Origin of the sequence: Pseudomonas nitroreducens, assembly GCF_014204515.1 — a bacterium.
GTDB lineage: Bacteria > Pseudomonadota > Gammaproteobacteria > Pseudomonadales > Pseudomonadaceae > Pseudomonas > Pseudomonas nitritireducens_A.
Genome location: NZ_JACHLI010000006.1, coordinates 192,526 through 211,800, shown reverse-complemented (window position 1 = coordinate 211,800; position 19,275 = coordinate 192,526). Strand labels below are relative to the sequence as shown.

Sequence of the window (19,275 nt, the reverse complement as noted above, 5' to 3'; positions counted from 1 at the left end):
AATCAGTCCAGCGGCAGGTAGATGCAGAACTCCGCGCCCTGCCCCGGCTCGCTGCGCACCAGGATGCGCCCGCCGTGGGCCTGGATGATCTGTTCGGAGATGTACAGCCCCAGCCCCAACCCTGCCACGCGCGCCGCGCCGGCGCCGCGTTCGAACTGCTGGAAGATGCGCCGCTGTTCCTCGGCGCTGATTCCGTCGCCGTGGTCGCGCACGCACAGCAGCGCCTGGCCATCCTGTTCCGCCACGCGCACCTGCACCGGACGTCCCGGCCCATAACGCAGGGCATTGCTGACCAGGTTGCTGATCACCTGCTCGACGCGATACGCATCCCACACCCCGGCCACCTGCTCCGGCGCCTCCAGGCCCAGCTCGCAGCCGGCGGCCTGGGCCTGCACGGCGAAGTTGCCCAGCACGCGCCGGGCGATGTCGGCGAGGTTGGCCGGCTCCGGGCGGATCGACAGCTTGCCGGTGCGGATGCGCGACACGTCGAGCATGTCCTCGATCAGTCGATTGAGGCCGCCCAGCTGTCGTTCGTCACGCTCGAACAGCACGTCCAGGCGCTCTTCGGCGAAGTGCTCCAGCTTGCCCTTGGCCAGGTACAGGCGGCGCAGCTGGGTATCGAGCATCAGGCCGTTGAGCGGGGTACGCAGTTCGTGGGAGACGATGGACATGAAGTCATCGCGCATCTTCACCGCACGCTGCAGCTCCACCTGGGTCTCGCGCAGCTCGGCGAGCAGCGCGTCCTGCTCGGCACGCGCCCGCTCCAGGGCCTCCAGCTGGCGCGCCAGGACCTTGCGCTGGCGATACAGGTCGACGAAGACGCTGACCTTGCTGCGCACCGCCTGGTTGTCCAGCGGCTTGTAGAGAAAGTCCACGGCGCCGCTCTCGTAGCCCTTGAACGCATAGTTCAGCTCGCGCCCGGCGGCGGTGACGAAGACGATGGGGATGTTCTTGGTGCGCTCGGTGCCGCGCATCAGCTCGGCCAGGGCGAAACCGTCCATGCCGGGCATCTGCACGTCGAGGATGGCCAGGGCGAACTCGTGCTCCAGCAGCAACGACAGCGCCTCGTCCGCCGAGGAGGCCTGGAACACCTCGCGGCCCTCGCCCTTGATCAACGCCTCCAGCGCCAGCAGGTTCTCCGGCAGGTCGTCGACGATCAGCAGCTTGCTTCCCTGGTCACTTAGCATTGTTGGAATCCAGATGTGCGCCCAGTCGGGCCAGCAGCGCGTTGATCTCGCGCAGGGGAAGAATATGGTCCGGGGCATGCAGTGCGATGGCTGCCTCCGGCATGGTGGCCACGGCGGCTTGCGCCGGGTCCTGGACGATGGTCAGTCCGCCTTCGCGGTGGATGTGCGCCAGCCCTTCGGCGCCGTCCTGGTTGGCGCCGGTCAGGAGAATGCCGGCCAGGGCGTCACGGTAGGCATCCGCCGCCGAGTCGAAGAGAAAATCGATCGACGGCCGGGAGAAGTTCCGCGGCGCCTCGCGGCTCAGGGCAAAGCTGTGGTCGTGCTCGATGGACAGGTGATAGCCGGCGGCGGCGAAGTACAGCGTGCCCGCCTCGACCGGCGCCTTGTCGCGCGCCTCCTGCACCGGGATCGCCAGGCGTCGGGCGAACAGCTCCACCAACTGGCTCTCGTGGCTCTCCGGCAGGTGCAGCACCGCCACCATGGGCAGACGGAAGTCCGCCGGCAACCCGTCGAAAAGTTGGAACAGCGCATCGACGCCGCCTGCGGAGGCGCCGATGACCACGGCCCGGACCCTGCGAGGCGCGTTCATCGCTTGCGGAACACCCGCTCGCGGCGGTTGACCACCTCGAACTCGCCGGCGAAGTCGGTGAAATCCAGGCTTTCCTTGCTGCCCAGGCCGAGGAAGCCGCGGTGGCACAGCGACTCGTGGAACAGCCCGATGGCGCGGTTCTGCAGCTGGCGGTTGAAGTAGATCAGCACGTTACGGCACGACACCAGGTGCGTCTCGGAGAACACGCTGTCAGTGGCCAGGCTGTGGTCGGCGAAGGTCACGTTGGCACGCAGCATCTTGTCGAACAGCGCGCCGTCGTAGGCGGCGGTGTAGTAGTCCGAAAGCGAGCCCTTGCCGCCGGCGGCTCGGTAGTTGTCACTGGCCTGGGCCAGGTCCTCCACCGCGTAGATGCCGCGCCGCGCCTGCTCCAGCGAGCGCGGGTTGATGTCGGTGGCGTAGATCAGGGTGCGTTCGAGCAGGCCTTCCTCGTGCAGCAGAATGGCCAGCGAGTGCACCTCCTCGCCGGTGCTGCAGCCGGCCACCCAGAGGCGCAGCGACGGATAGGTGCGCAGCACCGGGATCACTTCCTGGCGCAGCGAGAGGAAGTAGCTGGGGTCGCGGAACATCTCGCTCACCGAGATGGTGAGGTACTGCAGCAGTTCGTGGAAGGCGTGCGGGTCGTGCAGGATGCGCTCCTGCAGGGCCGAGATGGTGTTGCACTCGAACAGCTTGGTGGCGTGCAGCACGCGACGCTTCAGCGAGGTGCCGGAGTAGTCGCGGAAGTCGTAGCTGTACTTCAGGTAGATCGCCTCGATGAGGAGGCGCAGCTCGATGTCCTGGCTGCGTTCGGGCATGTCAGATGCGCTCCAGCTTGGGTAGCCATACACGGATCAGGGAGAACAGGCGGTCCAGGTCGATGGGCTTGGCCAGGTAGTCGTTGGCGCCGGCGCGCAGGCACAGTTCGTGGTCGTCCTTCATCGCCTTGGCGGTCACCGCGAGGATCGGCAGCTTCTTCCAGCGCGCGTCCTGGCGGATCAGCCGGGTCGCCTCGTAGCCATCCATCTCCGGCATCATCACGTCCATCAGCACCAGGTCGATGTCGCCCACCGCGCCGAGCTTCTCGATGGCCTCGCGGCCGTTGCGTGCCACTTCCACCCTGGCGCCCTTGTGCTCCAGGGCGCTGGTGAGGGCGAAGATGTTGCGCACGTCGTCGTCCACCAGCAGGATGCGCCGTTCCTCGAAGGCCCGGTCGCGGTTGCGCGAGGTGCGCAGCATGCGCTGGCGTTCGCTGGAGAGCTGCGACTCGACCTTGTGCAGGAACAGCGTCACCTCGTCCAGCAGGCGCTCCGGCGAGCGCGCACCCTTGATGATGATCGAGCGCGAGTACTTGAGCAGCTCGGCTTCCTCGTCGCGGGTCAGGTTGCGCCCGGTGTAGACGATCACCGGCGGGAACGAGCAGATGTCTTCCTCGCCCATGCGCCGCAGCAGCTCGTTGCCCTGCATGTCCGGCAGCTTGAGGTCGATGATCATGCAGTCGTAGATGTTCTTGCGCAGCAGGTCCAGGGCCTGTTCGCCCTGCTCTACCGCGGTGATCTCGATGTCGTCGTCGCCAATCAGGCGCGCGACGCTGTCGCGCTGCAGCGGGTCGTCCTCCACCAGCAGGATGCGCTTGACCTCCTGGGTCAGCTTGGCCTCCAGCTTGCCGAACACCTCGCGCAGCTGCTCGCGGCTGGTGGGTTTGAGCGCATAGCCGATGGCGCCCAGGTGCAAGGCCGCTTCGCTGCGATCCTCCACCGATACCACATGCACCGGTACGTGACGGGTACGCGGATTGGCCTTCAGGCGCTGCAGCACGGCGAGGCCGGATTCGTCGGGCAGGTGCATGTCCAGCAGGATCGCGTCGGGGCCGTGCTCGTCGGCCAGGCGCAGGCCTTCCTCGGCGCCCATCGCCACCAGGCAGCGGTAGCCCAGCTCGCGGGCCAGGTCATAGAGGATGCGGGCGAACTTGGGTTCATCCTCCACCACCAGCACACAACGCTGGCCGGCATTGAGCTGCTCGCGGTCGTCGGCGAAGGCCGCGGCGGCCGGCGCACGCAGCACGGGCGGCAATGCCGGCAACGGCGCGAGCGCGGCCACCGGCAGCGGCGCGCTGGCCACTTGCGCGGGGCCGGATACCGGCGCCGCGGGCGCCTGGTAGTTCAGCGGCAGCAGCAGGCTGAACACGCTGCCCTGGCCCGGCTGGCTGCTGACGATGATGCTGCCGCCCAGCAGGTGGGCGAGATCGCGGGAAATCGACAGGCCCAGGCCGGTGCCGCCGTAGCGCCGATTGGTTGCGCCGTCGGCCTGCTGGAAGGCCTCGAAGATGCGCGCCAGCTGGTCTTCGGCGATGCCGATGCCGCTGTCGCGCACGTCGAAGCGCAGGCCCTCAGGAGCGGCACTGACGCGCAGCGCGACTTCGCCGACATCGGTGAACTTGAAGGCGTTGGACAGCAGGTTCTTGAGGATCTGCTCCACCCGCTGGCGATCGCTGAACAGGGTGACCGGCGCGTCGTCCGCCACTTCGACGACGAAGCGCAGGCCCTTGTCGTCGGCCTGCGGGCGGAACAGCCCTTCCACGGCCTCGACCAGGCGCCGCACGCTGGCGTTCTCCGGGCGCACTTCGAGCTTGCCGGCTTCCACCTTGGAGATGTCGAGGATGTCGTTGATCAGGTTGAGCAGGTCGTTGCCGGCGGAATAGATCGACTCGGCGAACTTCACCTGCTCATCGTCGAGGTTGCCCTGCTCGTTGTCCGCCAGCAGGCGCGCCAGGATCAGCGAGCTGTTGAGCGGCGTGCGCAGCTCGTGGGACATGTTGGCGAGGAATTCGGACTTGTAGCGGCTGGCGCGCTGCAGCTCGTCGGCGCGGCCCTGCAGGTCCACCCGCGCCTGGTTCAGCTCGGTGTTCTTGCCGTCGAGATCGTCGCGCTGGGCGGCCAGCTCCTGGGTCTGCTCGGCCAGGCGCTCGTTGGTCTGTTCCAGCTCCGCCTGCTGGGCCTCCAGGTGCGCCTGGGACTCCTTGAGGACGCGGGACTGTTCCTCCAGCTCCTCGTTGGCGGTCTTCAGTTCTTCCTGCTGCACCTGCAGCTCTTCGTTGAGCTGCTGGGTTTCCGCCAGCAGGTCCTGCAGGCGCTGGCGATGCAGGGCCGAAGCGATGGCGCTGCCGAGGTTCTCGGCGACGTTCTGCAGGAACGCCTGGTCGCGCTCCTCCAGCTGGCGCAGGAAGCCCAGTTCGAGCACACCGATCACCCCGCCGTCGTTGAGCAGCGGCAGCAGGGCCACGCTCACCGGCTGGCCATTGCCCAGCGCCGAGTTGACCTTCAGGTAGTCCGCCGGCAGCCCCTCCACCACCCGCAGCTTGCGCTGGCGCGCGGCCTGGGCGATGAGGCTCTCGTCCGGGGCGAAATAGTCCTCGCCCAGGGCATCGGCGGCGAAACCGAAGGTGCCGGACAGGCGCAGGCCGCCACGGTCGTCACGCACGTAGAGGGCGCCCACCGGCGAGGCGACGAATTCGCCGAGGAAATCCATCAGGTTGCGCCCCAGAGCTGGCAACGACTGCTGGCCGATCAGCTGCTCGCCCAGGCGCGTCTAGCCGTCACGCAGCCAGGCCTGACGCTGCAGGGCCTCGTTGTGCAGCACCTGCTTGCGCAGCGCCTCGCCATAGGAATCGGACAGCCCGACCAACTGGCGCCGGCCGAAATAGGCCAGCAACGTGCCGACCACCACGCTGAACACCAGGTAGAGGATGACCACCCCGGTGGACAGGCTGGAAGCGAACTGGTTGCGGTCGTGGCGCAGCTGCTGCTCGGTGTTGATCATCGAGGAGTACTGGGCGCGGATCGCGTCCATCATGCTCTTGCCGCGCCCGGCCTTGACCGCGTCGCTGACGTCCTGGCCGTCGCGGCGCTGCTGGATCATCTCCTGGGCGAAGGTCATCCATTCGTCCTGCATGGCGCCCAGGCGCTGCACCCGCTCGACCTGCGGCGGATTGTCGGCGACCAGCTCGGCGAGGCTCTTCTAGGCCGGAGTTGATCCGCGGCCGCGCCTGCTCCAGCGGTTCGAGGAAGCGCGGATCGCCGGTGATCAGGAAGCCGCGCAGGCCGCTTTCCTGGTCCACGCTCAGGCGCTGCATCTCGTTGGCGCTGGAGATCACCCGGTCGGTGTGCTCCACCCAGCCCAGCACATCGAGCATGTAGAGAATCAGCCCGACGAACAGCACCGCCCCCAGCAGGCAGATCCCCAGCGGCAGCGCCATGTTGCGCGCGAGAATCTTGCGAAACGCGCTTTCGTCGGCGGCGGCTCTCTCTTTCATCGATGTTCCCTGCAGGCTGGGGCTTCCTGGGCAAAACGATCGCTGAGTGAAACAGCGGCGAATGTCAGGTAAGTGTTTGAAGTTATTGTAAGAACGTTCTTAAAACTGCGGAAATAATAGCGCGAAGCATTGTAGGCTACACATCAGCTGGCGAATTGACACGTGCTCTTGCGGGCCGTTCGATCTTTTCGCGGGAAATGGCAGAGAAAAGTGGAATTATCTTCCGTCGGGCGCTTCCAACGACTGATAAGGAAGTAATACACGACACTGTACGAAGGATCAGACGCAGGGCCCGCTCGATGCCAAGCTCTTCCGGGGAGACGCCAAGCTCCCCCGCGCCGCGCGCCGGCGAATTCCTCAACAGCAGCAGCGCCATGGCGCCGCTGATCCGCCAGCATGACTGGGCGGCAACCCCGCTCGGCCCCATGGAGCTGTGGCCCGCCACCCTCAAGGGCATCCTTGAGGTCGGCCTCAATTCCAAGCTGCCGGTGTGCATCTACTGGGGACCGGAATTCATCCTGCTGTACAACGACGCCTGGAGCGTCATCCCCGGCGACAAGCATCCCGCCTGCCTGGGCCAGCCGGCGCGCATCGCCTGGTCGGACATCTGGTCGATCATCGACCCGATGTACAACGGCATCCTGCAGACCGGCGTCGCCGCCCACGAGGAAGACCGCCTGCTGCCCATGGTGCGCTTCGGCTACGTCGAGGAAGCCTACTTCACCTACAACGTCAGCCCGATCTTCGGCCAGGACAGCAAGCCGGTCGGCCTGTTCAACACCGCCGTGGAAACCACCGTCAATGTCATCGGCCAGCGCCGCCAGCGCCTGCTCACCCGCCTGGCCGAACGCCTGGGCCAGGCCGAGGACAGCGCGCAGATCTGCAGCCTGGCCTTCGCCCTGCTCGCCGAAGCCAGCCACGACGTGCCTTTCTGCCTGCTCTATCACGCCGGCGCCCTGCTCGGCGCCTGCGGCACCGCCGTCGGCGACCGCTTCGCCCCGGCGCAGCTGCGCGCCGAGGATGACCCGCTGCACCTGTTCAACGGCCTGGAGCAGGCCCATCAGTCACCCCTGGGCCGCCAGCACGTCCGCGCCTTCGCGCCCTGGCCGGAGCCGCTGGACAGCACCTACGCCACCCCGCTGGAAGGCCATGCCGACAGCCTCGCGGTGTTCGGCATCAGCCCGCGCCGGCGCCTGGACGAGAGCTACGCCGCCTTCTTCAACGAACTGGCCGCCCTGCTCGGCCACGCCCTCGCCGGCGCCGCCCTGCGCGCCGAGGAGCGCAAGGCCCGCGAGGCGGTGCAGGAGCAGATGCGCCAGCGCACCCTGGAGCGCGACCGGGTCTGGGCCATGAGCCAGGACCTGCTCTGCGTGCTCGACCACGATGGCATGCTGCGCAGCGTCAACCCGGCATGGACCAGCCTGCTGGGCTGGAGCGAAGCCGAGCTGGCCGGGCTCAACAGCGAGAGCCTGGTGCACCCGGACGACCTCGCCCCCAGTGTCGAGACGCGCAACAGCCTGGCCCGTGGCGAACGCCTGCAGCATTTCGAGAACCGCATGCGCCACGCCGACGGCAGCTACCGCTGGATTTCCTGGCATGCCAGCGAGGACAACGGGGCGATCTACGGCTGCGGTCGCGACATCAGCGAGCAGCGGCGCTCCGGCGAACTGCTGGAGCAGGCCCAGGCGGCCCTGGCCAACGCCCAGCGCATGGAGGCGGTCGGCCAGCTTACCGGCGGCATCGCCCATGACTTCAACAACCTGCTGGCAAGCATCCGTTTCAGCCTCGACCTGATCACCCGGCGCGCGCCGGCCAGCGCCCAGCCCGAGCTCAACCACATCCTGCACGCCGCCACCCAGGCCACCGAGCGCGCCGCCGAACTGACCCATAACCTGCTCGCCTTCGCCCGGCGCCAGGCGCTGGCCATGCACCCGGTGGAGCTCGGCCAGTTGCTGCGCGGCTGGCAGGCGGAACTCGCCGAACGGGCCGGCCCCGGCATCCAGCTGAGCCTGGCAGTGGAAGCCAGCGACAGCGTGCTGAGTGACCGCGACCAGTTGCACAAGGTCATGCAGCACCTGGTGGACAACGCCCGCGATGCCATGCCCGGAGGCGGCAACCTGGAAATCAGCCTGCGCCGCCAGGAGGTACTGGCCGGCGACAGCGACGTACCGGCCGGCGACTACCTGGCCCTGGTCCTGCGGGACGATGGCCTGGGCATGAGCGAGTCGACCCTCTCGCATGTCTTCGACCCGTTCTTCACCACCAAGGGCATCGGCCCCAACAGCGGCCTGGGCCTGTCGATGGTCTACGGCTTCATCAAGCAATCGGGCGGCCATATCCGCCTGCGCAGCGAGCCCGGCCAGGGCACCTGCGTCACCCTACACTTTCCGAGAGGCACCTCCGTGGTCAGCATCCCCGACACCCCTGCGACTCCCAGCGAACCCGCCAGCCAGCAACTGTGCGTCCTCGTCGTCGAGGACAACGACCTGGTCCGCATGCTTACCGTGGAAGTGCTGGAGGAGATCGGCTACCAGGTGCTGCAGGCGGAAGACGCCGAGGAGGCGCTGCCGATCCTGCAGGGCGAAACCGCCATCGACCTGCTGCTCACCGATGTCGGCCTGCCGGGCATGAACGGCGAGGAACTGGCGGTGGCCGCACGCGAAGCCCGGCCGGAGCTGCCGATCCTGTTCGCTACCGGTTTCGCCGAGATCGTCCACATCGACGGCAGCGAACTAGCCACGCGCATGTCGATGATCGCCAAGCCGTTCTCCATCGACGCGCTGCGCGACAAGGTCAACGGCATGCTCGGCCGCAAGGACGGCTGATTCCGCGCCTCACTGGCTCAGCAGCAGGCTCAGCGCCGCGCGCAGCTTGCCCGGTTTCACTGGCTTGTTCAGCAGCGGCATCCCCAGCCGCTGCAGCGCGCGGCGGCACTCGTCGCTGCGGTCGGCGGTGATCATCACCGCCGGCAGCTGCCGCTGGAAATGCTCGCGCAGTCCGCGCACCGCCTCGCAGCCGGTGCGCCCATGGTCGAGGTGGTAGTCGGCCAGGATCACCTCCGGCGCCTTGCCATCGAGCACCTGCAGCGCCTCCTCCAACCCCGTCGCAACCCGCACCTCGCAGCCCCACTGGCCGAGCAGCGCAGCCATGCTGACGAGGATCGCCTCCTCGTTGTCGATCACCAGCAGGCGTCGGCCCGGCAGCGGGTCGCCGGTGACCGGGCGCGGCGTGCTGTCGAGCGCGGCGGGCGACGGCAGCTCGCGCACCAGCGGCACCTCGATGGCGAACACCGAACCGCGCCCCGGCACCGAGCGCACCTGCACCCGGCAACCGAGAATGCCGGCGATACGGTCGACGATCGCCAGGCCCAGGCCGACGCCCCGGCGATCCGCCGCACGGCCGGCTTCCAGCTGGTTGAATTCGAGGAAGATCGCCTGTAGCTGGTCGGCCGGAATGCCGCGACCGCTGTCCCAGACTTCCAGGCGCACCTGATCGCCACGCCGGCGCGCGGCGAGCATCACGCTGCCGCGCTCGGTGTAGCGGCAGGCATTGCTGAGGAAGTTGCGCAGGATGCGTGACAGCAGGCGGTGATCGGTACGCACCGCCAGCGGCGGAATCCGCGAGCGCAGACGCAACCCGGCGGCACGGGCCACTTCATCGAACTCCGAGACCAGCGGGCCGAGCAGCTCATCCAGCGGATACAGGTCGAGGTCCGGGCGGATCGCACTCTGGTCCAGGCGGGCGATTTCCAGCAGGTCGGTGAGCAGGTCTTCGGCGCCTTCCAGGGCCTGGTGCGTGCGCTCCACCAGCACCTGCTCGGCATTCGGCAGCTGGCGCTCGCGCAGGGTGGAAACCAGCAACCGCGCGGCGTTCAGCGGCTGCAGCAGGTCATGGCTGGCGGCGGCGAGGTACTTGTCCTTGCTGTTATTGGCCGCCTCGGCGGCGTCGCGGGCCTCGCGCAGCTGCTGGTTCAAGCCCTCCAGCTCGCGGGTGCGCTCGGCGACGCGCTGCTCCAGTTGTTCATTGAGGCTCTGCAGGCGCTGCTGGGCCTGCACGCGCTCGGTGATGTCGGCAACGAAGCCTTCCACCAGCCCCTCTTCGTCGGGCTTGATCAACAGGTTCATCAGCACGATGACATGGCTGCCGTCGCGGCGGCGCAGGCGCGTCTCGTAGCCGAACAGGCCGTCGCGCTCGCGCAGCAGCGCACGGATGCGCAGCATCTCCGCCTCGCCGCCGACGAACAGCTGGCTGGCCATGTCCTGCAGGTTGAACAGCACCTGCTGCGGGTCGTCGTAACCGAGCATGCGCGCCAGCGCCGGGTTGGCGGCGCGCAGGCCCTGGCTCAGGCTGGCCTGGAAGATGCCGTGAACGGCATGCTCGAACAGCCATTTGTAGCGGTTGCGCTCGGCCTCCAGTTCGTCCAGCCGCGCCACCAGCTCGGGGTAATGGCTCTTGCGCGCAGAATGGCTGCCGAGGCCCAGCAGCCCGGCCAGGGCCTGTTGCTGCTGCTCGTCAGAGGGCCTCGCCATACACCACCTCGACATCGCGCAGACTGGATTCGCGAGGGTTGGTGAGGATGCACGGGTCCTGCATGGCGTGGCGCGAGAGGAACGGGATATCCGAGCTGCCGACGCCATGCAGGCCGAGGCTCTCGTGGAAGCCGACAGCATTCTTCAGGGCGATCAGGTGCTCCACCAGGCGCTGGCGGATCTGCGCGTGGGTCATGCCACGGCAGTCGATGCCGAAGGTTTCGGCGATCACCTTGAAGCGCTCGGGCGCGGCGCTGTAGTTGAACGCCACCACGTGTTCAACCAGCACGGCGTTGCACAGCCCGTGCGGCAGGTCGAGGTAGCCGCCCAGGCTGTGGGACATGGCGTGTACCGCACCGAGGATCGCGTTGGAGAAAGCCAGCCCCGCCTGCATGCTGCCCAGCATGATCTTCTCGCGCAGGGCGATGTCCGCCGGGTTGGCGATCATCTGCACCAGGTTGCCGTTGATCAGGCGCATGGCTTCCAGCGCGTGGGGGTCGGTGAGCGGGCCGTTGCCGGTGGAGACGAAGGCCTCGATGGCATGCACCAGCGCGTCGATGCCGGTGCAGGCGGAGAGGAACGGGTCCATGGTCAGGGTGGTTTCCGGGTCGATCAGCGACACGTCGGGCACCACCGCCTTGCTGACGATGGAGAACTTCATCCGCTCGTCCTGGTTGGAGATGATCACGAACTGCGAGACGTCCGCCGAGGTGCCGGCGGTGGTGGGAATCAGGATCAGCGGCGGGCTGGGTACGCGCAGGGTGTCCACGCCCTCGAATTCGAGGATGTTGCGACCGTGGGCGGCGACGATGCCGATGCCCTTGGCGCAGTCCATCGGGCTGCCGCCGCCGACCGCGACTATCACGTTGCAGCCCTCGCTGCGGTAGACGTCGGCGCCGCGCATGACCTCTTCCACGCGCGGATTGGGCGACACATCGGTATAGCGGCAGAAGGCAATGTCCTGGGCAGCCAGGCTGGCTTCGATATCGGCGACCCAGCCGGCGGTGACTACACCGGGGTCCGACACCACCAGGACCTTGCGGGCGCCGAAGGTTTTCACGTAATTGGCGACATTGTGCCGGCATCCGGCACCGAAAATGATCTCTGGCGAGACGAACTTGCGCAGTTGGCTGAGCTCGTGAGGCATCGTGGGCTCTGTCGTTATTGTTATGGGATATTTCCGGCAGCCTACTGTATCCGTCAGGTATTGCAATGCGACCTTGGCAGACGGTTCAGGCAGCCCACCCCGCCGGAAATCAGTTGGCCAGCAGCGCCTGGTAGAAGCGCCATTCCGCCTCCAGCGCATGGGCCAGGTGGGCGGCCTGGCGGAAGCCGTGGCGCTCGCCGGCGTAGCGATGTTCCTCCACCCGCACGCCCCGTCGGCGCAGGCTGTCGACCATGGCGTCGGTCTGCGCCGGCACCACCACCGCATCCAGCTCGCCCTGGAAGAAGATCACCGGCGCCTGGATGCGATCGGCCAGCAACACCGGCGTGCGCTCGCGGTAGCGTTCGGCATCCTCCTGCGGGTCGCCGATCAGCCAGTCGAGGTAATCCGCCTCGAACTTGTGGGTCACCCGCGCCAGGGCCTGCGGGTCGCTGACGCCATAGAGGCTGGCCCCGCCGCGCAGGCCCGGCAGCCTTGCCAGGGCCATCAGCGCGCTGTAGCCGCCGGCACTGGCGCCGCGCACGAACACCCGCTGGCGGTCGATGCGCCCGGCCCTGCCAAGGCCTTCCCCGGCGAGATAATCCAGCGCCGCGCCGATGTCCTCCACTTCCACCTGGCCCCAGCCCAGGTGCAGGCGCTCGCGGTAGGCGCGGCCGTAGCCACTGCTGCCGCGGTAGTTGAGGTCGGCCACGGCGAAGCCGCGGCGGGTCCAGAACTGGATACGTCCGTCGAACACCGGGTAGCAGGCGGAGGTCGGCCCGCCATGCAGGAACACCAGCAGCGGCGGCTTTTCTCCAGCCCCATGGGGTGGGTAGAAGAAACCATGGCCGCACTCGTCCTCGCCCACCGGGTAATGGAAGGCCTCGCCGCGGGACAGCTCGGCCTCCGGCAACGGTCGCTCGCCGCCGGCCAGCACCTGGGTGGAGCCGTCCACCCGGCGGATCGCCAGCAACGTCGGCAGGCGATCCGGCGCGGCGGCGATGCAGTAGAACTGCCGCTCATCCGCCGCCAGAGCACGAAAGCGGCTGTACTCCGGCGCCAACCGACGTTCGCCGCCGCGCCCGTCATACAGCACCAGCACGCCGCACCCTGCTTCGTAACGGGTCGCCAGCAGTTGGCCGTGCGGCAACGGCAGGAAGGTGCAGCCACCCAGCTGCCAGGGTGCGCTGGCGTGGTCAGCGGCAGCGCTGGGAATGGCGCCGTGGCCTTCGTGGCAGGGCTGCCAATAGCCGTCGCGGTCGCTCAGCCAATGCAGGCGGCCGTCTTCGGCGAAGCGTGGCTGCTGAATGGATTCGTGGCGGGCATGCCCCGCCAGGCAGCGTTCTTCCCCGGCGAAAGACTCGCACAGACGGGTGCGCGTCCAGGGCTGGTGCGGGCGGTCCCACTCCACCCAGGCGATGCGCTCGGCGCTGGCGTCGGCCACCGGCGAGGCATAGAAATCCGCGCCGGCAGCCACAACCCGGCGTCGGCCATCGGCGTCGAGACGGACGATGCGGTGATTCACCCCGCCACTGCCGTTCTCCTCCTCCACCGCCAGCAGCGCGTTCCACGCCGTGACGTAGTGCAGGTCGCCGTAGCGGCAGTCGTCGCGGTGGGTGATCGGCCGCGGCGCGCCGCCCAGGCGCAGCCAGTACACCTGCTGATCGCCCTCTTCCACCCAGGCCACGCCATCGGCGGTGGCACAGCAGGAGCCGCCACCGTATTCATAGACGCGGCTGCGCACCGAGGCGCCGGGCGGCGTCAGCTCGACGCTCTGCCCTTCACGGCGCAGGAACAGCCGGCAGCGCGCGCTGGTGGGATCGAAGGCGGCCCACAGCAGTCCGCCGTGGGCCACGTGCAGCTCGGCAAAGTCCCCAGCGGCAGCGACCGCTCGCTCGGCACTCCAGTCCTCGCGCGGCATGCTCAGGCCTTGCAGATCAGTTGCGAGGCGCGCTCGTTGCGCAGGGTCAGCGCGCTGAGCGGCGCGGCGGCGGTTTCCGCCTCGCGACGGGCATCGAGGATGATGCCGTGGTGGGCCGACTTGGCGCACACCGGATCGGTGGCCTCGGCATCGCCGGTGAGCATGAACGCCTGGCAGCGGCAGCCGCCGAAATCGCGCTCTTTCTCGTCGCAGGAACGGCACGGCTCGGGCATCCACGCGTCACCACGGAAGCGGTTGAAACCGAAGGACTCGTACCAGATGTGCTGCAGGCTGTGCTCGCGCACGTTGGGGAACTTCACCGGCAGCTGTCGTGCGCTGTGGCACGGCAGCGCGGTGCCATCCGGGGTGACGTCGAGGAACACGCTGCCCCAGCCGCCCATGCAGGCCTTGGGACGTTCCTCGTAGTAATCGGGCACCACGAAGATCAGCTTGCACGGGTTGCCCTCGGCAGCCAGGCGCTCGCGATACTCGGCAGTGATGCGTTCGGCACGCTGCAACTGTTCGCGGGTCGGCAGCAGGCCGGCGCGGTTCAGCTCTGCCCAGCCATAGAACTGGCAGGTGGCGAGTTCGACGAAGTCGGCCTCCAGCTCGATGCACAGCTCGATGATGCGCTCGATGCTGTCGATGTTGTGCCGGTGGGTGACGAAGTTCAGCACCATCGGGTAGCCGTGGGCCTTCACCGCGCGGGCCATGGCGAGCTTCTGGGCAAAGGCCTTGCGCGAGCCGGCCAGCAGGTTGTTCACCTCCTCGTCGGCGGCCTGGAAGCTGATCTGGATATGGTCGAGGCCGGCGTCGGCGAACTCCTTCAGGCGCTTCTCGTTGAGGCCGATGCCGGAGGTGATCAGGTTGGTGTAGAAGCCCAGCCCACGCGCGGCGGCGATCAACTCGGCGAGGTCCTGGCGCACCAGCGGCTCGCCTCCGGAGAAGCCCAGTTGCGCGGCGCCCATCTCGCGGGCCTGGCGGAATACCTCGATCCACTGCGCGGTGCTCAGCTCCTCGCCGCCGCGGGCGAAGTCCAGCGGGTTGGAGCAGTACGGGCACTGCAGCGGACAACGGTAGGTCAGCTCGGCCAGCAGCCAGAGCGGCGGACCCACCGGCGCCTCAGCGCAGCTCGATCCAGAATTGCGCATGGGCCACCTCGAGGAATGCCAGGATGTCTTCGTCGATGCCCGGCACGCCGGGGAAATCGGCACGCAGGCCGTCGATGATGCCGGCGACGTCGCGCTGGCCATCGACGCGGTCGAGGATCGCCCCGGCGCTGTCGTTGAGCTTCACCATCCCTTCAGGATAGAGCAGCACGTGGCAGCCCTGGGCCGGCTCGAACTGCAGGCGGAAACCCCGGCGCAGCGCCGGGATGCTGTCCAGCGAAGGCAGACTCATCACAGTACACCCCTGTGCCACACGCGCTCGCTCGTCACCGTGTGGTACGGCGGGCGCTCCAGTTCATAGGCCATGCTCATCGCGTCGAGCATGCTCCAGAGCACGTCGAGCTTGAATTGCAGGATTTCCAGCATGCGCTCCTGGGCCGCGCGGGTGCGGTAGTGCTCCAGGGTGATACGCAGGCCGTGTTCGACATCGCGGCGCGCCTGGGACAGTCGCTGGCGGAAGTAGTCGTAGCCGCTGGCGTCGATCCACGGGTAGTGCTGCGGCCAGCTGTCCAGGCGCGACTGGTGGATCTGCGGGGCGAACAGCTCGGTCAGCGAACTGCTGGCCGCCTCCTGCCAGCTGGCGCGGCGGGCGAAGTTGACGTAGGCGTCCACCGCGAAGCGCACGCCGGGCAACACCAGCTCCTCCGACAGCACCTGCTCGCGCTGCAGCCCGACGGCTTCGGCCAGGCGCAACCAGGCCTCGATGCCGCCCTCCTCGCCGGGTGCGCCATCGTGATCGAGGATGCGCTGCAGCCATTCACGACGCACTTCGCGGTCCGGGCAGTTGGCGAGGATCGCCGCGTCCTTCAGCGGGATGTTCAGCTGGTAGTAGAAACGGTTGGCCACCCAACCCTGGATCTGCTCGCGGCTGGCGCGGCCCTCGTACATGGCCACGTGGTAAGGGTGGAAGATGTGGTAGCAGGCGCCCTTGGCGCGCAGCGCCTGCTCGAACTCGGCAGGGCTCATGGCTTCACGGGTCATCGCGCTTTCCTTTCAGCGTCTTATAGCTGTATGCCCATGCCGTCGAAGGCCACCTCGATACCGCGGGCGTCCAGTTCGGCGCGTTCGGGCGAAGTGATATCGAGGATGGGATTGGTGTTGTTGATGTGGATGAGCACCTTGCGCGGCCCGTCGATGCCGTCGAGCACCTCGATCATCCCGCCAGGGCCGCTCTGGGCCAGGTGGCCCATCTCGCTGCCGAGCTTGTCGCCCACTTCGCAGACGCGCATCTCGTCGTCGCGCCACAGCGTGCCGTCCACCAGCAGGCAGTCGGCGCGGCGCATCCACGCCAGCAAGCCGTCGTCTACCTGGCCCAGGCCCGGCGCGTAGAACAGCTTGCCGCCCGTGGTCAGGTCCTCGACGAACAGGCCGATGTTGTCGCCCGGATGCGGGTTGCCGCGGTGCGGCGAATACGGCGGCGCGCTGCTGCGCAGGGCAATGGCGGTGAGGCGCAGGCCCGGACAGGCCGGGATGACGAAGGGTTCGGCATCCAGCGCGATGAGGTTGTGCCGCAGCCCACCGTTCCAGTGCGACAGCATGGGAAACAGCGGAAAGCCGGTGGACAGGTCCTGGTGGACCATCTCCGTGCACCAGACTTCGTGCGGGCAGCCTTCGCGCAGGCTGAGCAGGCCGGTGGTGTGGTCGATCTGGCTATCCAGCAGGACGATGGCGGCGATCGCCGAATCGCGCAGGCGTCGCGCCGGCTGCAGCGCGGGAAAGGACGCCAGCTGGACGCGGATGTCGGGGGAAGCGTTGCAGAGAATCCAGTTCACGCCGTCGTCGGACAGCGCGATGGAGGATTGCGTGCGTGGCTGCGCGATCACGCTGCCGTCGCGCACGCCACGGCAGTTGCGGCAATTGCAGTTCCACTGGGGAAAGCCGCCACCGGCGGCCGACCCGAGAATTCGGATGTGCATGACAGTGCCCCGTGGGCAGGGGCCCCGGCGGACCGGGGCGCAGTGGATCAGCGGTTGGCGAAGTACAGGGTCACTTCGAAGCCAAGGCGCAGGTCGGTGAAGCTAGGCTTGGTCCACATGGGTCTGTCCTCTTTCTTGTTGGAAGGCGCCGGGTGAACCGGCAAGTCGAGTTAAACACCAGGGTCAGGCACTCCGAATGATACTTTCGAAGGAGATTCCCCCCTGATTTGGTAGCGGGCCCGCGACAGCTGTCGCGCCCCGCCGCTACAACTGTCCCATCGCTGCGACAGCCGTTGCCCGGTTGCGCCCGACGCCTCGCGCGCCGGGCCGTCTGGCGCGGGGCTGGGCGCCCCGCGCGAAGTGATTCGGCACAGGCCTTGCTCAGGCTCTCGCCGCCCGTGACCGGCCGGTCTAGACTGGTCCGTCCCGGGATCGGTCCGAGACGATGCCGATCCCACACAAAAACAATGCGCCGCAGTCCCGCTGACGGCCGCCGGGAGTGACCATGCACCCGCAATCCCTGGACAACTGCCCGAACGACCTTGCCGCCTTCATCGCCGACCACTTCGGCGAACGTGACATCCAGCCCGAGGGCGCCATCGCGCGCTCCTGGTACCGCAGCGTGGTGGAGCACCATCTCGACCCGCGTGCGCGGGCGGAAAAGCACATCCTCACCGCCGGCGAAATCCGCGAGCACCAGAGCCTGCACCAGGACTACCTGGCCATCGCCAGCCAGGGCGTCACCGGCCTCGCCCGGCGCGTGCTGCCGGCGGGCTTCGCGGTGCTGCTCAGCGACGAGCGCGGCATCACCCTCGATGCGCGCCTGCCCAGCGAGCGCGACCGCTACACCCAGGCCGGGCTGATCGTCGGCGCGCGCTGGGACGAATCCATCGCCGGCACCAACGGCATCGGCACTGCGCTGGCCGCCGGCGAAGCGCTGACCATCCACCGCCAGGAACACTTCCTGGTCAGCAACTTCCGCCTGAGCTGCTCGGTGGCGCCGATCTTCGATGCCCAGCACCGCCTGCGTGGCTGCCTGAACGCCACCTGCCTGTACAACGACGGGCCCAAGGACGCGCAGTACCTGACCCTGCAGCTGGTCATCCTGTATGCCCGGCTGATCGAGAACGCCAGCTTCCGCCAGCGTTACCGTGACCGCCTGACCCTGTCGGTGAAGGCCCGCGACGAGGTGTCGGACCTGGCCAACGAACAGCTGATCGCCCTCGACGAACAGGGCCGGGTGATCGGCGGCAACCACGCCGCCTTCACCGCCTGCCGCGGCGAGCTGCTGGGCAGCCGCATCGAGCAGTTGCTGGAAGCCGATGTCGAGCAGCTGCTCGATTTGAGCAAGGGCGGCGCGCGCGGCATCCGCCTGCGCACCCTGGCCGACCATGCGTTGGTGGACGTAGGCCTGCGTACCCCGGCCAGCCCGCCGCGCCGCAGCGCGCCAGCCACGGCTGCGACGAGAAGCCCGGAACATCCCGACCTCGACCGCCTCGCCGGCGCCGACCCGCGCCTGCAGGACGGTGTGCGCAAGCTGCGCAAGGTGCTCGACAAGGGCATCTCGATCCTGGTCACCGGCGAGACCGGTACCGGCAAGGAAGCCTTCGCCCGCGCCATCCACCAGGCCAGCGCGCGCCACGCCGGGCCCTTCGTCGCGCTGAACTGCGCGGCGATCCCGGAGAGCCTGATCGAGAGCGAGCTGTTCGGCTACCGCGGCGGCAGCTTCACCGGCGCCAGCAAGAAAGGCATGAAGGGCAAGCTGGAGCTGGCCAACGGCGGCACGCTGTTCCTCGACGAAATCGGTGACATGCCCGCGCACCTGCAGACGCGCCTGCTGCGCGTGCTGGCCGAGCGCGAAATCCTCCCGCTGGGCGCCGAAGCGCCGGTGGCGCTGGACGTGCAGGTGGTCTCCGCAACCCACCAGAACCTCGCCGAGATGATCCGCGCCAAGGGCTTTCGCGAGGACCTGTTCTACCGCCTCGCCGGCATGACCCTGCAACTGCCGGCGCTGCGCGAACGCAGCGACCGCGAAGCGTTGATCGACAGCCTGCTGGCCGGCCTGGGCGGCAAGCTGCACCTTGATGCCGCCGTGCGCGAGCGGCTGCGCGGCCATCCGTGGCCGGGCAACATCCGCCAGCTGCTGAACTGCCTGCGCTACGCCGCCGCCCTCGCCGAGGACGGGCGCATCGATGTGGACTGCCTGCCGATGGAGCTGCATCAGACTGCTCCCGCCATCACTTTGGAAACCCCACGCGCAGCGACCGCCCTCGCCACCCGCCTGGACGACGACGAGGCGCGCCACCTGCTGGCGGCGCTGCGCGAGCAGCAGTGGAACATCAGTGCGGTGGCGCAGCAGTTCGGCATTGCCCGGTCGACCCTGTATCGGAAGATGAAGAAGCACGGCATCGTGCAGCCCAATGCGTTGTATTGATTCGATCCCTTTTCTCTGCGTCCGCTGAGCCGGTGGAGCGCTGCCCCTTGTCGTAAGAGCGGACTCCGTCCGCGATG

The 19,275-nt window shown here is 68.0% G+C and carries 13 protein-coding genes and 1 pseudogene; 2 read left to right on the top strand and 12 right to left on the bottom strand.

Annotated features, from left to right (window positions below):
- Positions 1-2 precede the first annotated feature (2 nt).
- The 4 genes and pseudogenes from HNP46_RS10550 to HNP46_RS10535 all read right to left on the bottom strand — a co-directional run bounded on the left by HNP46_RS10550 (position 3) and on the right by HNP46_RS10535 (position 6,085).
- On the bottom strand, positions 3-1,187 hold the full coding sequence (locus HNP46_RS10550; protein WP_184588548.1) for a hybrid sensor histidine kinase/response regulator: 1,185 nt from the start codon (positions 1,185-1,187) through the stop codon (positions 3-5).
- On the bottom strand, positions 1,177-1,776 hold the full coding sequence (locus HNP46_RS10545) for a chemotaxis protein CheB (RefSeq protein ID WP_184588546.1): 600 nt from the start codon (positions 1,774-1,776) through the stop codon (positions 1,177-1,179). Before HNP46_RS10545 ends, HNP46_RS10550 begins: the two co-directional genes overlap by 11 nt.
- Positions 1,773-2,591 (bottom strand): CheR family methyltransferase, encoded by an 819-nt coding sequence (locus HNP46_RS10540; protein ID WP_184588543.1) that lies wholly within the window; start codon positions 2,589-2,591, stop codon positions 1,773-1,775. The genes HNP46_RS10545 and HNP46_RS10540 overlap by 4 nt, the downstream gene beginning before the upstream one ends.
- 1 nt (position 2,592) lies before the next feature.
- Positions 2,593-6,085, bottom strand: a pseudogene (locus HNP46_RS10535) (response regulator).
- 299 nt (positions 6,086-6,384) lie between these two features.
- On the opposite strand from HNP46_RS10535, the gene HNP46_RS10530 reads away from it, so the two are divergent.
- On the top strand, positions 6,385-8,910 hold the full coding sequence (locus HNP46_RS10530; protein ID WP_184588541.1) for an ATP-binding protein: 2,526 nt from the start codon (positions 6,385-6,387) through the stop codon (positions 8,908-8,910).
- Positions 8,911-8,919: 9 nt separating this feature from the next.
- Here the strand turns inward: HNP46_RS10530 and HNP46_RS10525 are convergent, their stop codons facing one another.
- From HNP46_RS10525 to pqqA, 8 genes are all read right to left on the bottom strand, one after another.
- Entirely contained in the window at positions 8,920-10,614 is a 1,695-nt protein-coding gene (locus HNP46_RS10525; RefSeq protein ID WP_184588539.1) for a PAS domain-containing hybrid sensor histidine kinase/response regulator, read from the bottom strand.
- Entirely contained in the window at positions 10,598-11,761 is a 1,164-nt protein-coding gene (gene ercA / locus HNP46_RS10520; RefSeq protein WP_184588537.1) for an alcohol dehydrogenase-like regulatory protein ErcA, read from the bottom strand. Before ercA ends, HNP46_RS10525 begins: the two co-directional genes overlap by 17 nt.
- A gap of 109 nt (positions 11,762-11,870) precedes the next feature.
- Positions 11,871-13,679 carry a S9 family peptidase gene (locus HNP46_RS10515; protein WP_184588534.1) on the bottom strand — a complete coding sequence of 603 codons (1,809 nt, stop codon included), beginning with the start codon at positions 13,677-13,679 and terminating at the stop codon, positions 11,871-11,873.
- A gap of 2 nt (positions 13,680-13,681) precedes the next feature.
- Positions 13,682-14,830 carry a pyrroloquinoline quinone biosynthesis protein PqqE gene (pqqE, locus tag HNP46_RS10510; RefSeq protein ID WP_184588532.1) on the bottom strand — a complete coding sequence of 383 codons (1,149 nt, stop codon included), beginning with the start codon at positions 14,828-14,830 and terminating at the stop codon, positions 13,682-13,684.
- On the bottom strand, positions 14,802-15,080 hold the full coding sequence (gene pqqD / locus HNP46_RS10505; RefSeq protein ID WP_184588530.1) for a pyrroloquinoline quinone biosynthesis peptide chaperone PqqD: 279 nt from the start codon (positions 15,078-15,080) through the stop codon (positions 14,802-14,804). The genes pqqE and pqqD overlap by 29 nt, the downstream gene beginning before the upstream one ends.
- Positions 15,080-15,829 carry a pyrroloquinoline-quinone synthase PqqC gene (pqqC, locus tag HNP46_RS10500; protein WP_184588528.1) on the bottom strand — a complete coding sequence of 250 codons (750 nt, stop codon included), beginning with the start codon at positions 15,827-15,829 and terminating at the stop codon, positions 15,080-15,082. The genes pqqD and pqqC overlap by 1 nt, the downstream gene beginning before the upstream one ends.
- 20 nt (positions 15,830-15,849) lie before the next feature.
- Entirely contained in the window at positions 15,850-16,764 is a 915-nt protein-coding gene (pqqB, locus tag HNP46_RS10495; protein ID WP_184588526.1) for a pyrroloquinoline quinone biosynthesis protein PqqB, read from the bottom strand.
- A gap of 47 nt (positions 16,765-16,811) precedes the next feature.
- Positions 16,812-16,883: a pyrroloquinoline quinone precursor peptide PqqA gene (pqqA, locus tag HNP46_RS10490; protein WP_003106462.1), complete on the bottom strand. Its 72-nt coding sequence runs from the start codon at positions 16,881-16,883 to the stop codon at positions 16,812-16,814.
- A 386-nt stretch (positions 16,884-17,269) separates the two neighbouring features.
- Here pqqA and HNP46_RS10485 point away from each other — a divergent pair, with 386 nt between their 5' ends.
- Complete coding sequence (locus HNP46_RS10485; RefSeq protein WP_184588523.1) at positions 17,270-19,198, top strand: sigma-54-dependent Fis family transcriptional regulator; 1,929 nt, start codon at positions 17,270-17,272, stop codon at positions 19,196-19,198.
- The last annotated feature ends 77 nt before the right edge of the window (positions 19,199-19,275 follow it).

Coding starts and splice junctions, on each gene's coding strand:
- HNP46_RS10550 (WP_184588548.1), bottom strand. CDS start 1,187: ATGCTAAGTGACCAGGGAAGCAAGCTGCTGATCGTCGACGACCTGCCG.
- HNP46_RS10545 (WP_184588546.1), bottom strand. CDS start 1,776: ATGAACGCGCCTCGCAGGGTCCGGGCCGTGGTCATCGGCGCCTCCGCA.
- HNP46_RS10540 (WP_184588543.1), bottom strand. CDS start 2,591: ATGCCCGAACGCAGCCAGGACATCGAGCTGCGCCTCCTCATCGAGGCG.
- HNP46_RS10530 (WP_184588541.1), top strand. CDS start 6,385: ATGCCAAGCTCTTCCGGGGAGACGCCAAGCTCCCCCGCGCCGCGCGCC.
- HNP46_RS10525 (WP_184588539.1), bottom strand. CDS start 10,614: ATGGCGAGGCCCTCTGACGAGCAGCAGCAACAGGCCCTGGCCGGGCTG.
- ercA (WP_184588537.1), bottom strand. CDS start 11,761: ATGCCTCACGAGCTCAGCCAACTGCGCAAGTTCGTCTCGCCAGAGATC.
- HNP46_RS10515 (WP_184588534.1), bottom strand. CDS start 13,679: ATGCCGCGCGAGGACTGGAGTGCCGAGCGAGCGGTCGCTGCCGCTGGG.
- pqqE (WP_184588532.1), bottom strand. CDS start 14,830: ATGCGCAATTCTGGATCGAGCTGCGCTGAGGCGCCGGTGGGTCCGCCG.
- pqqD (WP_184588530.1), bottom strand. CDS start 15,080: ATGAGTCTGCCTTCGCTGGACAGCATCCCGGCGCTGCGCCGGGGTTTC.
- pqqC (WP_184588528.1), bottom strand. CDS start 15,829: ATGACCCGTGAAGCCATGAGCCCTGCCGAGTTCGAGCAGGCGCTGCGC.
- pqqB (WP_184588526.1), bottom strand. CDS start 16,764: ATGCACATCCGAATTCTCGGGTCGGCCGCCGGTGGCGGCTTTCCCCAG.
- HNP46_RS10485 (WP_184588523.1), top strand. CDS start 17,270: ATGCACCCGCAATCCCTGGACAACTGCCCGAACGACCTTGCCGCCTTC.